Consider the following 14,982-nt stretch of genomic DNA (forward strand, 5'->3'; position numbering starts at 1 on the left):
AGGGCGCAAAGATTTACGCAAAGTTCACTAAGCTTTGCGTTCTTGGCGCTTTGCTTTGCGAACTTTGCGGTTGAAAAATTATTCATATAAAAATGCTGTCAATGGACTTGATGCTATTGCATGAGTGTATTGTTGTCCTAGTTTGGCCTCGTAGGCTTTTCTTCCTGCGATTACGGCTTCTTTGAATGCTTCAGCCATCATTTTTGGATTTCCGGCCACTGCAATTGCGGTGTTTACTAAAACGGCATCGGCACCCAGTTCCATTGCTTTTGCCGCATCAGATGGAGCGCCAATTCCCGCATCGATAATCACAGGAACCTTAGATTGCTCGATGATGATTTCCAGGAAGTCGATGGTTTTTAGTCCTTTGTTGCTTCCTATTGGTGATCCCAAAGGCATTACAGCCGCTGTTCCCACATCTTCTAATCTTTTACATAAAACAGGATCGGCATGGATGTAAGGTAAAACGATGAAACCTAATTTAGCCAGTTCTTCGGTGGCTTTCAAGGTTTCGATTGGGTCGGGTAGCAGGTATCTTGGGTCGGGATGAATTTCCAGTTTTAACCAATTTGTCTCTAACGCTTCTCTTGCTAATTGTGCAGCAAAAACAGCTTCTTTGGCATTTCTAGCTCCTGATGTATTAGGTAATAAATTGATTCCAGGATGTTTCAAATGCGATAAAATAGCATCGGTATCGGTTTCTAAATCTACTCGTTTTAGTGCTACAGTCACTAATTCACTTTCAGAAGCCAAAATAGCTTCTTCCATTTGGATATTCGAACCAAATTTTCCTGTTCCTAAAAACAAGCGCGATTGCAGTTCTTTATTGCCAATTTTAAACAATGACGTTTCCATATAATTTTTCGTTAAGTTCAGTAATTAATTTTGTTTTGCTATCACTTTCAGTAATCAGTCCTGAAACGGCAATACCATGAATTCCTGTTTTGATAATAGATTCCACATCGTCAGTCAGGATGCCTCCAATAGCATAAACAGGGGTTTTTATTTGTTGCTCTTTTAATTGATTCAGGATGTTTTGGTAGCCCTCTAATCCTAAAATTGGACTTAAATTAGTTTTGGTTTTTGTAAAACGAAAAGGGCCTAAGCCAATGTAATCAGCTCCTTGATTGATTTGTTTTTGAATGTCTTCAAAAGTATTTGCCGTACCACCAATGATTTTTTGGTTACCCAGAATTGCCCTTGCGTTGGCTATTTTCATGTCGCTTAGCCCTAAATGAACGCCGTCGGCATCAATTTCTAAAGCTAGCGGTACATTGTCGTTGATGATAAATGTGGCTGAGTGTTCGTTGCACAAGATTTTTACGGCTTCCGCCAAAGTAAATGTGTCTTCTGAAGTGGCATTTTTGAAACGCATCTGAATCCATTGGCAACCATGCTCTAAAGCTTGCTGAATGTTGTGCAATTGTGTTTCAATTGTGTTTCCTTGTGAGATGTATTGTAAACGCTTATACATAATGATGTCCTAATTGTGATGAGTTTGACAATAAAAAGTTTTCGGTGTAATTTTTTCCGTTTTTGCAGGCAGTTAAAAGCTCTTGTCCTAAGGCCAGATTAGCGGTTATTGCTGCCGATAATACACAGCCTGAACCGTGTTTTTGATATATTTCAGTGTTTTTTGGCGAAAACCTGAAAGATTGATTTGGTGTATGCAAATAATCGGTGCCAACTTCCGTGGGATGATGTCCTCCTTTTAGTAAAACAGCGCAGTATTTGGATAATATTTCGATACTAACTTCTAGTTTATTTTCTGTTGGAATAAGTTTTAAAACTTCGTTGTAGTTGGGAGTTATCAGTTCTATTTTTTCTAAAATGCTAATAAAATCATTTTGATTTTCAATAGTCAAAAAGTCAAATTCAGTAGTAGATTTTAAAACCGTATCCCACACTATTTTGGTTTTTGGCGAAAGCCTTTTTATCAAAAAAACAATCGATTTTAAATAGTCCAAAGAAGGGATTATGCCAATTTTTACCACTTTGATTTCGTAAGAATCAAATAAGGTTTCGATGGATTGCAATACAAAATCAAGTTCAGTCCATTGAATAGCAACAAACTCGTTTTCGGTTTGGATGGTATTGGCTGTATTGATGGCAAAACCATAAACCTGATGTTGCTCGAAAGTTTTGACATCTGCCAAAACTCCAGCGCCAGCCGAAGGGTCAAAACCCGCAATGCTTAATACGAAAGGACGATTTGTTGACATAATTCAAAATTTTTGATAGGATTTTCTGCGTTCCAAATAGTGCCTAAAAGAGCAAAATCATCAAAACCAGCAGCTAGTGTTTTTTGGATATTCTCAGCTTCGATTCCGCCTAATGCAACTAGTTTAGTTTGATGATTAGTTCGGTTTTGTATTGCTTCCAATAAATCAATATTCGATTGGTAATTCGATTTTGATATACTGGCAAAAACAGGGCTTAGAAATGCATATTGAAAAAAGATTCTTAAATCGTTAAAGGCTTCTATGGTATGAATGGAAGTCGATAAATGAATCCTTTTCTCATTGTAATGATACAAAGTTTCGGGATCGATTTGTTTTCTCGTTTTTTCAGAAAAATGTAGTCGATTAATCCCTAAATCTTCTGCCAATTGATGTTGACTGTGTAAAACCAGTTTGCTGCGATATTTTAATCCAATAGCAGCTACAAAAGCTTTCATTTCCTTCTCTGAAAAATCAGGTTTTCGAACATGAAACAATTCCAATCCATGCTCGAAAAGAGCATGGATGGTATTGATTTCATTAGCTATCGCTGTTGGATTGGAGATGACTATCATTTTAAGTTAGAAGTTAGGGGAGGGAAGTTAGAAGTGAAGTTTTAACTTCCCACTTCTAACTTCCTACTTCCCTTTTTTAGATATAGATTTCTTTTCCTTGTTCGATAAACTCCTCTGATTTCTCCTGCATTCCTTTTTTAGCTTCTTCAACATCGCGGATTTCCTGTGATATTTTCATTGAGCAGAATTTTGGTCCGCACATAGAACAGAAATGCGCTACTTTAGCTCCGTCAGCAGGTAAGGTTTCATCGTGGAATTCACGGGCTGTATCAGGGTCAAGGGCTAAGTTGAATTGGTCTTCCCAACGAAATTCAAAACGGGCTTTACTCAACGCATTGTCACGGTATTGTGCTCCCGGATGTCCTTTGGCTAAGTCAGCAGCGTGAGCCGAGATTTTATAGGTGATAACACCGTCTTTAACGTCTTTTTTGTTTGGTAAACCAAGGTGTTCTTTTGGGGTAACATAACACAACATTGCGCAGCCATACCAACCAATCATCGCAGCTCCAATTGCAGAAGTGATGTGGTCATAACCAGGGGCAATATCAGTAGTTAATGGTCCTAGGGTGTAAAATGGCGCTTCAGAACAGTGTTCTAATTGTTTGTCCATATTCTCTTTAATCATGTGCATCGGAACGTGACCCGGTCCTTCAATAAATACCTGAACATCGTGTTTCCAGGCAATTTTTGTCAGTTCGCCTAAAGTTTCTAATTCGGCAAATTGAGCAGCATCATTGGCATCGGCAATAGAACCCGGACGTAAACCATCTCCAAGAGAGAAAGCCACATCATATTGTTTCATGATTTCGCAAATTTCTTCAAAATGCGTGTACAAGAAGTTTTCTTTGTGATGAAACAAACACCATTTAGCCATAATCGAACCTCCACGAGATACAATTCCCGTTACACGATTAGCTGTTAAATGAATATATCTTAACAGTACTCCTGCGTGAATAGTGAAATAAGAGACTCCTTGTTCAGCCTGTTCAATCAAAGTATCACGGAAAATTTCCCAAGTTAAATCTTCGGCAATACCGTTTACTTTTTCCAAAGCCTGGTAAATTGGCACCGTCCCAATTGGCACCGGAGAGTTACGGATAATCCATTCTCTGGTTTCGTGGATGTTTTTACCAGTTGATAAATCCATAATCGTATCAGCTCCCCAACGGCAAGCCCAAACCGCTTTTTCCACTTCTTCTTCGATAGAGGATGTAACTGCACTGTTTCCGATATTGGCGTTGATTTTTACCAGGAAGTTACGTCCCACAATCATCGGTTCACTTTCCGGGTGATTGATGTTGTTAGGGATGATGGCACGACCAGCTGCAATTTCTGAGCGTACAAATTCGGCCGTGATTTTACTTTTTGGCGTATTGGCTCCAAAGCTATGTCCAGCGTGTTGGCATTGCATTGCTTTTTGTGCCGTTTCTAATTGTTCGATGCGTTGGTTTTCACGAATGGCAATGTATTCCATTTCAGGAGTGATGATTCCTTTTTTGGCATAATGTAATTGCGAAACATTGGCTCCTTTTTTAGCACGCATCGGTTTGTGTAAATATTCAAAACGTAAGTGATTTAGTTTTTCGTCATTCAAACGTTCTTTACCGTAATTAGAAGTGATTTCGGTTAATTCTTCCACATCATTACGATCCAGAATCCATTGCTCACGGATGCGAGGTAATCCTTTGCGAACATCAATTTCGATATTTGGATCGGTATAAGGACCTGAAGTATCATAAACAGTTACAGGAGGATTTTTTTCTACACCACCTTTAGAAAGTTTAGTGTCGGATAATTTGATTTCGCGCATAGCCACTTTTATCGGGTGGATTTCACCATCTATGTACACTTTGGTCGAATTCGGGAATGGTTGTCTTGATATTTGTTCTTCGTTGTTCATGTTTTTGAAGTTATGGGTTGTGTGTTATAAGTTATGTGTTTGGCATAACTTTTAGAATTTTATGGAAATTTGTTACTCCTTGAGGTTAAATTGGAATTTGTTATTTAGTTTTTGGAATTTAAAAATGCCTATCCTCCCTGTGTGGCTGAAATAATTAAAATATCGTCAGTTTCAGATAGGAGGTGATTGTTCCAATTGGATTTTGGAATAACGCTGTTGTTGATGGCTACAGCAATGCCATTTTGTTTTTGGGGAATTTCGATATCGAGCAGGGCTTGAACGCTGAGAGACTCTGCTTCAAATTTTTTGATTTGGTTGTTAATTTTTAGTTCCATTCCTTTTAAATTTAGTATGAGTACTACTTTAGGAATGGCTACAAGTGCCCAAAAAAATGGGACTATGGAAGTCATCTTACTTTTCCCTACGCTAGTGTGAACTAGATCAGGTTCAGAGGGTAAAATCTCAGCCTGCGATTGCAGACACCCCTAAAGTGTGACGCAAATGTAATGAAAAAGTTAGAAATAAGATTTTAGAAGATAGAAGTTTAACAATTTTATACTGAATACCTCTAAACTAAACACTGCGTACTATTTTCTTGTCCAGCAAGTTTCCACGTGGTCATTAACCATTCCTGTTGCCTGCATGTGGGCATAGACAACAGTGGAACCAACAAATTTAAAACCACGTTTTTTTAAGTCTTTGCTAATGACATCTGAAAGGGGAGTAGTAGCAGGAATGTCTTTGAGACTTTGAAGTTTGTTGTCAATGGGTTTGCCATTTACAAAACCCCAGATGTATTTGGAAAAACTACCAAATTCTTCCTGTACTTTTATAAAAGCCTGAGCGTTTGTGGTGGTAGCGCGCACTTTTAGTTTATTTCTAATAATCCCCGGATTCAGTAATAATTCCTGGAATTTATCTTCCTGGTAGTTAGCTATTTTTTTATAATCAAAATTATCGAAAGCAAGACGGAAATGTTCTCTTTTTGCCAAAACAGTGTACCAACTCAATCCTGCCTGAAAGGTTTCGAGGATTAAAAATTCGAATAAAGTAGCATCATCATAAACAGGTTTTCCCCATTCTTCATCATGGTATTTACGGTATAAATCGTCTTTCTCGCACCAGGTGCAGCGTGTTTTGTTTTCCATGATTAATCGTTATGAAGGTATTTTTCGATGAGATGATGTCCAAGGTAAATTAAAGGTGTTAAAACAATAGCCAACATTAATTTGAAAGTGTAACCCGTTATGGACATGTTCAGGTATTGATTTGTTGTAATTTTTCCGGTAAGCCAAAAGGCAATTCCCGAAACGATAAAACTGTCGATAAGTTGGGAAATTAACGTAGAACCTGTACTTCTAAGCCAAATCATTTTTTTGCCGGTTTTATTTCGTAAAAACCAGAAAATAGAAACATCAATCAATTGTGAAGCTAGAAAAGCAATAATGCTGGCAACCATAATGAACATACCCTGGCCAAAAACGGCGTAATATTGTTCGTCGTTAACGGTTTCCTTGGTGATAAAAGCAGGGATTTTTGTCCCAATGAAAAGAATAAGAATGCAATAGGCAATAAGCCCTGCGGTTATATAGGAGAGTTTTTTTACTCCTTCTTTGCCAAAATGTTCATTGATAATATCGGTAGTGATAAAAACGATGGGCCAGGGAAGAATCCCGAGGCTCATGATAAAAGGGCCAATTTGGATGAGTTTTCCACCGATTAATTCGGCCACTACTGCATTGGTGATAAATATTCCGGCTAGGATTACGTAAACAAGGTCTTTTTTGGATTGAAACATTATTTGGAATTTGATTCAACCAAATTTAGTTTCTTTATTTTGAATTTATGGATGGAACAAAAGTTAAATTTAAAAAAAATCCCATTCGAATGAACGAATGGGATTTTGTACGAGTATAAAATATAGTTAGATTAACCTAAAGTAACTCTTTTGAAACCTGTAATTTCAACATTGAATCCTTTAACGTAGTCACCAACTTTTTTACTGTCATCTTTGATGAAGTTTTGGTCTAATAAAGCTTTTTCCTGATCTAAAGTAGTGTTGTCAGAGATGAAACGTTGTACTTTTCCTGGAATAATTTTATCCCAGATTTGCTCTGGTTTACCTTCAGCTTTTAATTCAGCTTTAGCATCTTCTTCAGCTTGTTTGATAACTTCAGGAGTTAATTGAGAGAAAGAGATGTATTTAGGAACATTTTTCAATGTTTTTCCTAAACGTGCAGCTTCTTCATTATCTTTTTCGATAACAGCAATACGAGCAGCAAGTTCAGATTCAACGAAAGCAGGATCAAAATCTTTGTAAGATAATATATCAGCTCCCATAGAAGCAACTTGCATAGAGATATCTTTTGTTAAAGCTTCAGCGTTAGCAACTGGAGCAGAAATTGCAGTTAAAGCAGCAATTTTGTTAACGTGAACATAAGATCCAACGTAAGCACCTTCTAAAATTTCGAAACCACCGATTTCGATTTTTTCACCGATAACACCAGTTTGCTCGATTAATTTTTCAGCAACAGTAATTCCGTTGAAATCAGATGCTAAAAATTCTTCTTTAGAAGAGAAGTTGATTGCTTTTTCAACTAATTCTTTAGCTAAAGTTACGAAAGCTTCGTTTTTACCTACGAAGTCAGTCTCACAGTTTAAAGTGATAATAGCTCCTTTAGTGTTGTCTGCATTGATAAAAGAAACAGCAGCACCTTCAGAAGAGTCACGGTCAGAACGGTTAGCAGCAACTTTTTGTCCTTTTTCTCTAAGGTTTTGTATCGCTTTATCGAAATCTCCTTCAGCTTCAACTAAAGCTTTTTTACAGTCCATCATTCCGGCACCTGTAGCTTGTCTTAATTTATTTACGTCTGCAGCAGTAATTGTTATAGTTGACATAGTATTTATTTTTAAGGTTTAAAAGTAAAAATTCCAATCTTCAAATCCCAAATCCCAACGTTATCAGATCGTTAAAATCTAATTTTGGAATTTGGAATTTAAAATTTGGAATTTAAAAGTTTATTTATTCTTCAGTTGCTGGAGCAGCTTCAGCCTCAGCAGCCGGAGCAGTTTCTTCAGCTACTTCAACTTCTTTCTCAGAACCTCTTTCAGAAAGTCCTTCGATAACTGAAGCAGTTACTAAAGATAAAATTTTCTCAATTGATTTAGAAGCATCATCATTGGCTGGGATAACGTAATCTACTTCACGTGGATCAGAGTTAGTATCAACCATTGCGAAAACTGGAATGTTTAATTTTTGTGCTTCTTTTATTGCGATGTGCTCAGCTTTGATATCTACTACGAACAATGCAGCTGGAAGTCTAGACATATCAGCGATTGAACCTAAGTTTTTTTCTAATTTAGCACGAAGACGATCTACTTGCAAACGCTCTTTTTTAGATAGAGTGTTGAAAGTACCATCTTTCTTCATTTTATCAATAGAAGACATTTTTTTAACTGCTTTACGGATAGTAACAAAGTTTGTTAACATTCCACCAGGCCATCTTTCAGTGATGTAAGGCATGTTTGCAGCTTTTGCTTTATCAGCAACGATGTCTTTTGCTTGTTTTTTGGTAGCAACAAATAATATTTTTCTACCTGATGCAGCGATTTTTTTTAAAGCTTCGTTAGCTTCTTCGATTTTAGCTGCAGTTTTATATAGATTAATGATGTGAATACCATTACGCTCCATATAAATGTAAGGAGCCATGTTTGGATCCCATTTTCTAGTCATGTGTCCAAAGTGAACACCTGCTTCTAGTAATTCTTTTACTTCTACTTTGTTTGACATTTTTGTACTAGTTTACGTTCTGTTGAGTAAGCAATGTATAAATGGCGAAATTTCGGCTAAATACATTTAGATGCTAAACTAATTTCTCACCTCGGTGAGACAACAACAACAACATTGTTTAAATTCAATAATAAATTCAATAAAGTCTTGCTCCTGTGAACAAGACAGGCAATATTAACGTTTAGAGAATTGGAATCTCTTACGAGCTTTCTTCTGACCGAATTTCTTACGTTCAACCATTCTTGGGTCTCTAGTTAATAAACCTTCTGGTTTTAAAACACCTCTGTTTTCAGCATTTACTTCACACATTGCGCGAGCGATTGCCATTCTTACAGCTTCTGCCTGACCAGTTACACCACCTCCGTAAACATTTACTTTCACGTCAAAGTTAGATGCATTTTCTGTCATAGACATTGGTTGCAATACTTTGTACTGTAAAGTAGCTGTAGGGAAATAAGTTGCAAATTCTTTTTTGTTAACAGTGATTACTCCTGTTCCTTCTGAAACATAAACACGTGCAACAGCGGTTTTTCTTCTACCGATTTTGTGAATAACTCCCATTACTTAAGATCGTTTAGGTTAACAGTTCTAGGTTTTTGAGCTCCTTGTTTGTGCTCAGCTCCTACAACAACATTTAAATTTCTGAAAAGTTCAGCTCCTAATTTGTTCTTAGGTAACATTCCTTTTACTGCTTTTTCAACTAAAGCTGCTGGGTTTTTAGCTTGCAATACTTTAGCAGTTAAAGTTCTTTGTCCTCCTGGATAACCTGTGTGACGCATGTAAATTTTCTCGTCCATTTTGTTACCTGTAAGGTTGATTTTTTCTGCGTTGATAACAATTACGTTATCTCCACAGTCCACGTGTGGGGTATAGCTTGGCTTGTACTTTCCTCTTAAAATCATAGCGACTTTAGAAGCAAGACGTCCTAAGTTATGACCCTCTGCATCTACAACGATCCACTCTTTAGTAGAGTTTGCCTTTGTAGTTGAAATTGTCTTGTAGCTTAATGCGTTCACAATAAAAATTTTTTAATTAAACATTCCATCCCCAATAAAGGGGTTGCAAAAGTACAATTAATTATTTTAAATACAAATACCTTTAAATGAATAATTTTTTCAGGTTTTTGTGCTGATAATCAATCGGATATTTAGAGTGCTTTGAAGTACTCTTTTTTTATAATTGGAGAGACTGCTTTAGGTTTTAAATTTATCTTACATTTGATATAAAAAATAATTTGATTACCTTGCAATCTTGCGATGTAAAGAATGGGGGGATTTAATTCCTTTTTTAGATGTAGTGAAGATGTGATTTTGTCAAAAAACATTTAGCCCATCTATTCTAAAAACGACTAAAACTAAGACAATATAATTCATTATGAAAGTTAAAGCAACACTGAAGCAAATTGCAAAAGAACTTAATGTTTCTGTTTCTACAGTTTCTAAAGCACTGAATGATAGTCCGGAGATTAGTAATCAAACGAAAGTAAAGATTAAGGAGTATGCTAAACTCAAAAATTACAAGCCCAATATCATTGGTTTGAATTTAAAAAACAGAAAGACAAAAACCATAGGAGTTATTATTCCGAATATCTTGAATTCTTTTTTTGCCAAAGTATTTAGCGGCATCGAAAAAGTAGCCGATGAAAAAGGATATAACGTGATTACCTGTATTTCTAACGAATCGATAGTTAAAGAAATCAATACACTAGGGATGTTAAGTAATGGAACTACCGATGGTTTTATTTTATCAGTTTCAGAAGAAGCTCAAAAACTTCAGGATTACTCTCATTTTACCGATATTATTAATGAAGGAACACCAATTGTTATGTTTGACCGCATTGCCGAAGAGGTGGAATGTGATAAAGTAGTGGTAGATGATTATGATTCGGCGTTAAATGTTACCCAAAGATTGATAGATACGGGATGTAAAAATATTGCATTGATATCTTCGGTAGATGATTTGAGTGTTGGAAAACTAAGAACCGAGGGGTATTTGAAAGCCTTAGCTGATAATGGAATTGCGGTAAATGAAAATATTATTCTTCGCACCAATTCAGAAGATGATATGAAAAAAAGAATTGAAGCTATTTTTGAAAACAATACTATTGATGGTGTTTTTGCTTTGGACGAACGCGATTCGGTTGCGGCTTTGAAAGTTGCTATTAAAAAAGGATATAAAATTCCAGAAGAGTTATCCATCATAGGTTTTGCCGACGGAATTTTAGCTTCGAGACGTTTAACACCAAGTTTAAGTACTGTAAGTCAGCATGGAGTTGAGATTGGAGAGGTAGCAGCCAAATTACTCATTGATCGCTTAGAAGCCGATGAAGAAAATGAAGCTCCTTATCAAACCGTTGTTATAAAAACTAATTTGAAAGAAAGAGAATCTTCTAAAACCACAAAAAAATCCATTCTTAAAAATAAATAAGAATGGATTTTTTGTTTGATTCGTAAATTTCATCAAAATCTATAGTTTGTATTTTCTATTGAATTGTAATTTTTTGTAAAATAAGTTTTGTAGGTCTTAGATTAATGGAGCTAGATTTTGTTTTTATTTTTTGTTTGAAATTCATTGTTAGATGTAAAAGTCCTTTTTCTATAAAATATTCCATAATATGCTCAGGTTTGTCTTTATCTTTAAAAGATATTGTCTTTTCTGATTTGTTGGCAGTGTAATTGCCTTCACGCAATATTTTATCTCCTTTTTTTCTTAAGTAAACATTATTGTCTTTAAAAATAAATTTGTCGTTTGCAAATTCCTTTTTTGTCCCTTGTTCGAATTCGGCTAAATTTTTATAGCCAAATGATTTAATAAGGTCAGGTAGCATTTTTTTATATTCTTTGAAATAAGATAATGAATCAGTTTCAGAATTGTAGTAATAATTATGTGTTTCAATGGAGATTACTTTCCATTTGCCTATAATTAATGTGTCTTTTTCTTGCGAAAAAATTAACGAGCTGTAAGCTAAAAACACAATTATTAAAAATCTTTTCATAAAAAACACAATGTTTTATAGATGTTGATCACTACATTCTGAGATCTAAAATCCGAAATCTAAAATTTTAATGCGCTTCCAGCCAGTCTTTACCCATTCCTAAATCGACAACCAGGGGAACTTCCAGTTTAAAAGCATTTTCCATTTCGGCTTTAATCATTGGTTGGATTTTTTCTAATTCATCATTATGAACGTCAAACACAAGTTCATCATGTACCTGCAATAACATTTTAGATTTCCAGTTTTCGGCAATCAATTTATTATGAATATTAATCATCGCAATTTTGATAATATCAGCTGCTGAACCTTGAATAGGGGCATTAACCGCATTACGTTCGGCACCGCCGCGAACAATAGCGTTTTGCGAATTGATGTCTTTTAAATACCTGCGACGACCTAAAACCGTTTGCACATAACCATGATCTCTCGCAAAATCAATTTGCTCATTAATATAAGACTTCAATCTTGGGTACGATTTGTAATAGGCTTCAATCAAATCAGCGCTTTCAGAACGGGAAAGATTGGTTTGATTCGAAAGACCAAAAGCCGAAACCCCATAGATAATTCCGAAGTTTACTGTTTTAGCATGACTACGTTGTTCGCGGGTTACTTCTTCCAGAGGTACATTGAAAACCTTAGAAGCAGTTGATTTGTGAATGTCTTCGTTGTTTTGGAAAGCCTTAATCATGTTTTCTTCACCGCTTAGTGCTGCAATTACACGCAATTCTATTTGAGAGTAATCGGCAGAAACTAAGGTGTAATTTTCATCACGGGCAATGAATGCTTTACGAATCAATCTACCTCTTTCGGTACGAATAGGGATGTTTTGTAAGTTCGGATTGTTAGAACTCAAACGTCCTGTTGCCGCAACGGTTTGCATATAATCGGTATGCACGCGTCCTGTTTTGGTGTCGACCTGGTTCGGTAAAGCGTCAATATAAGTGCTTTGTAATTTTACCATTTGGCGCCATTCTAGAATATCACGTACAATTTCGTTGTCATTGGCTAAATAACTCAGGACTTCTTCGCCAGTAGCATATTGTCCAGTTTTTGTTTTCTTTTGTTTGGCACCGCCAATTTTCAATTTGTCAAATAAAATATCGCCGAGTTGTTTTGGCGAAGCCAAATTGAATTTTTCACCGGCAGTTTCGTATATTTTTTGTTCTAAAGCATTGCTTTCGGCAGCCATTTCCACTGACATGCTTTTCAGGAAAGGAACATCAAGTTTGATTCCTTCGGTTTCCATAGCCGCAAGGACAGGAACAAGCGGAATTTCGATTTCGTCAAATAGTTTTTGTGTTTCGGTTTTTTCCAGTTCTACGGCAAATAATTCCTTTAATTGAAAGGTAACATCAGCATCTTCGGCAGCATATTCTTTGATGTCTTCCAAAGCTACTTCGCGCATCGACTTTTGGTTTTTTCCTTTCTTGCCGATTAAATCTTCGATGGATTTAGGCGAATATTTCAAATAAGTCTCTGATAAAATATCCATATTATGACGCATATCAGGATTAATCAAATAATGCGCAATCATGGTATCGAATAATTTTCCGGCTACGCGAATGCCATAATTCGATAATATTTTTAAATCGTATTTGATGTTTTGACCAATTTTTTCAATGGTTTCATTTTCGAAAAACGGAATGAACTTTTCTGCCAAAGCTTTGGCCTCGTCCTGGTTTTCGGGAAAGGGAACATAGAATCCTTTTCCTTTTTCGTAAGAGAAAGACATTCCAACCAGTTCAGCATGTAAAGCATCTAAACCAGTAGTTTCGGTATCAAAGCAAACAGAAGTCTGTTTTTGTAAGTTTTGCAACAATAATCTAATGCCTAAATCGCCTTGAATAATTTGGTACGAATGCGGGGTGTTTTCCAGTGTACTGTAAAATTGATGATGAGTTACCTCAGTATCTTGCGCTGGAGTGGTAGCCGAAAACAAATCAAACTGGTCTTCGTTTTTAGGCTGTGGTTTTTTATATAGTTTCGCTTCGTCAACTGGAATTACTTCATTTTGGGGAGCTTGGGATGGATTTTTAAAAATAGCATCAAATTGCTCCGCCATTCTTCTAAATTCGAGTTCGTTGAACAAAGCATCTGTTTTTTCTACATCAGGCTTTGAAAGTTCATAATCTTTTTCACAAAAAGTTACCGGGCAATCCAGTAGAATAGTTGCTAGTTTTTTTGATAGCAATCCCAGTTCGGCATTGGCTTCAATTTTGTCTTTGATGGCTCCTTTGAGTTGGTGGGTATTAGCCAATAAATTTTCGATAGAGCCATATTCAGCAAGGAATTTTTTAGCTGTTTTTTCTCCCACACCCGGTAATCCAGGGATATTATCAGCAGAATCGCCCATCATTCCTAAGTAGTCAATAACCTGCTCCGGTCTTTCGATTTCAAATTTCTCCAAAACCTCAGGAATTCCCCAAATCTCGATTCCGTTACCCATACGGGCTGGTTTGTACATGAAAATATTTTCCGAAACCAATTGGGCAAAATCTTTATCAGGTGTCATCATGTACACCTTGTAGTTTTGTTTTTCGGCTTGTTTGGCAATAGTTCCTATCAAATCATCGGCTTCATAACCCGGCACTTCAATAATAGGAATATGCATAGCGTTCAACAAAGCCTGAATATAAGGAACGGCAATTTTGATGGCTTCGGGTGTTGCGTCACGATTGGCTTTGTATTCCGGGAACAATTCGTTGCGTAAATCACTACCGCCTTTGTCAAAAGCTACCGCCAAATGATCCGGTTTTTCACGCTTAATCACATCCATCAGTGAATTCATAAATCCCATAATGGCCGATGTATCCATGCCTTTAGAGTTGATTCTTGGATTTTTAATAAAGGCATAATAGCCTCTAAAAATTAAAGCATAGGCATCGAGTAGAAAAAGACGTTTTTGAGCTGACATATAAAAGAAATTAGTCCGTAAAAATAGACAATTGACTTTTAAAAATGAATTTGTTACTGAAATTTATAATTGTAAATGGAGGAACCTTATGGCTTTTTGAAAAAATTAAAAGCTGAATTAGTTAATGCAAAGTTAATTTTTGGAGATGGAGAGCAATCTTCATTTTAGCTTCATTTTACCAAAATACATTTGACCTGTAAATAAGCAGATAAGTTTTTGTAAAGGTTGAAAATTCGAAACGAATTAGCCTTAAATAACGAAGTTGTTAATTAAAACTTAAGGTTTGAATCAGGGATAAAAACTTCATTTTGGCTTCATTTCACCAGAGTAAATTTGAACTATAAATAACAATAACATAAAAAATTAAAGTCATGAAAAATTTAGCATTAGCATTAGTAGCCGTATTTGGAACAAGCGTTTTAGCAACAGCAGCACCAATACAAACCAAACAAGCCACTCCTGTAAAAGAGGTTACAATGGCAAAACCAGCGACCCACAAAGCGAAAAAAGCTAAAAAAACAGCTGCTAAGGTGGAAGCAAAAACAGAAGCACCAAAAGCAGAAGCAAAAAAATAAATAATAACATAAAA

16 protein-coding genes and 1 riboswitch are annotated in these 14,982 nt (G+C 36.0%); of the genes, 2 read left to right on the top strand and 14 right to left on the bottom strand.

Going from position 1 to position 14,982, the window contains the following annotated elements; translation table 11 throughout:
- Positions 1-78: 78 nt before the first annotated feature.
- The 12 genes from EOD40_RS04275 to rplM form a co-directional block, all read right to left on the bottom strand.
- Complete coding sequence (locus tag EOD40_RS04275) at positions 79-855, bottom strand: thiazole synthase (RefSeq protein WP_128193663.1); 777 nt, start codon at positions 853-855, stop codon at positions 79-81.
- Entirely contained in the window at positions 836-1,474 is a 639-nt protein-coding gene (locus EOD40_RS04280; RefSeq protein WP_128193664.1) for a thiamine phosphate synthase, read from the bottom strand. The genes EOD40_RS04275 and EOD40_RS04280 overlap by 20 nt, the downstream gene beginning before the upstream one ends.
- Complete coding sequence (locus EOD40_RS04285; protein WP_128193665.1) at positions 1,467-2,222, bottom strand: hydroxymethylpyrimidine/phosphomethylpyrimidine kinase; 756 nt, start codon at positions 2,220-2,222, stop codon at positions 1,467-1,469. Before EOD40_RS04285 ends, EOD40_RS04280 begins: the two co-directional genes overlap by 8 nt.
- On the bottom strand, positions 2,195-2,794 hold the full coding sequence (locus EOD40_RS04290; RefSeq protein ID WP_128193666.1) for a thiamine phosphate synthase: 600 nt from the start codon (positions 2,792-2,794) through the stop codon (positions 2,195-2,197). Before EOD40_RS04290 ends, EOD40_RS04285 begins: the two co-directional genes overlap by 28 nt.
- A 76-nt stretch (positions 2,795-2,870) precedes the next feature.
- Complete coding sequence (gene thiC, locus EOD40_RS04295; RefSeq protein ID WP_128193667.1) at positions 2,871-4,694, bottom strand: phosphomethylpyrimidine synthase ThiC; 1,824 nt, start codon at positions 4,692-4,694, stop codon at positions 2,871-2,873.
- Between the two features lie 128 nt (positions 4,695-4,822).
- Positions 4,823-5,029 (bottom strand): sulfur carrier protein ThiS, encoded by a 207-nt coding sequence (gene thiS / locus EOD40_RS04300; RefSeq protein WP_128193945.1) that lies wholly within the window; start codon positions 5,027-5,029, stop codon positions 4,823-4,825.
- 66 nt (positions 5,030-5,095) lie between these two features.
- Positions 5,096-5,191: riboswitch (TPP riboswitch) on the bottom strand.
- A gap of 90 nt (positions 5,192-5,281) precedes the next feature.
- On the bottom strand, positions 5,282-5,842 hold the full coding sequence (locus EOD40_RS04305) for a DNA-3-methyladenine glycosylase I (RefSeq protein WP_128193668.1): 561 nt from the start codon (positions 5,840-5,842) through the stop codon (positions 5,282-5,284).
- 2 nt (positions 5,843-5,844) lie between these two features.
- The gene (locus EOD40_RS04310; RefSeq protein WP_128193669.1) at positions 5,845-6,492 is read right to left on the bottom strand and encodes a queuosine precursor transporter; all 648 of its coding nucleotides are present in this window, start codon (positions 6,490-6,492) and stop codon (positions 5,845-5,847) included.
- Between the two features lie 131 nt (positions 6,493-6,623).
- Positions 6,624-7,592: a translation elongation factor Ts gene (gene tsf / locus EOD40_RS04315; protein WP_128193670.1), complete on the bottom strand. Its 969-nt coding sequence runs from the start codon at positions 7,590-7,592 to the stop codon at positions 6,624-6,626.
- Between the two features lie 124 nt (positions 7,593-7,716).
- Positions 7,717-8,484 (bottom strand): 30S ribosomal protein S2, encoded by a 768-nt coding sequence (gene rpsB / locus EOD40_RS04320; protein WP_128193671.1) that lies wholly within the window; start codon positions 8,482-8,484, stop codon positions 7,717-7,719.
- 174 nt (positions 8,485-8,658) lie between these two features.
- Complete coding sequence (gene rpsI, locus EOD40_RS04325) at positions 8,659-9,045, bottom strand: 30S ribosomal protein S9 (RefSeq protein ID WP_071184711.1); 387 nt, start codon at positions 9,043-9,045, stop codon at positions 8,659-8,661.
- Positions 9,045-9,500 (bottom strand): 50S ribosomal protein L13, encoded by a 456-nt coding sequence (rplM, locus tag EOD40_RS04330; RefSeq protein WP_128193672.1) that lies wholly within the window; start codon positions 9,498-9,500, stop codon positions 9,045-9,047. The genes rpsI and rplM overlap by 1 nt, the downstream gene beginning before the upstream one ends.
- A gap of 358 nt (positions 9,501-9,858) precedes the next feature.
- On the opposite strand from rplM, the gene EOD40_RS04335 reads away from it, so the two are divergent.
- Entirely contained in the window at positions 9,859-10,911 is a 1,053-nt protein-coding gene (locus EOD40_RS04335; RefSeq protein WP_128193673.1) for a LacI family DNA-binding transcriptional regulator, read from the top strand.
- Positions 10,912-10,966: 55 nt separating this feature from the next.
- Here EOD40_RS04335 and EOD40_RS04340 read toward each other — a convergent pair whose 3' ends face one another.
- Together EOD40_RS04340 and polA are read right to left on the bottom strand one after the other, a co-directional pair.
- Positions 10,967-11,479 carry a hypothetical protein gene (locus EOD40_RS04340; RefSeq protein ID WP_128193674.1) on the bottom strand — a complete coding sequence of 171 codons (513 nt, stop codon included), beginning with the start codon at positions 11,477-11,479 and terminating at the stop codon, positions 10,967-10,969.
- 67 nt (positions 11,480-11,546) lie between these two features.
- On the bottom strand, positions 11,547-14,393 hold the full coding sequence (gene polA, locus EOD40_RS04345) for a DNA polymerase I (RefSeq protein ID WP_128193675.1): 2,847 nt from the start codon (positions 14,391-14,393) through the stop codon (positions 11,547-11,549).
- A gap of 371 nt (positions 14,394-14,764) precedes the next feature.
- Here polA and EOD40_RS04350 point away from each other — a divergent pair, with 371 nt between their 5' ends.
- The gene (locus EOD40_RS04350; RefSeq protein WP_128193676.1) at positions 14,765-14,968 is read left to right on the top strand and encodes a hypothetical protein; all 204 of its coding nucleotides are present in this window, start codon (positions 14,765-14,767) and stop codon (positions 14,966-14,968) included.
- The last annotated feature ends 14 nt before the right edge of the window (positions 14,969-14,982 follow it).

Origin of the sequence: Flavobacterium sufflavum, from assembly GCF_004016525.1 — a bacterium.
Lineage (GTDB): Bacteria > Bacteroidota > Bacteroidia > Flavobacteriales > Flavobacteriaceae > Flavobacterium > Flavobacterium sufflavum.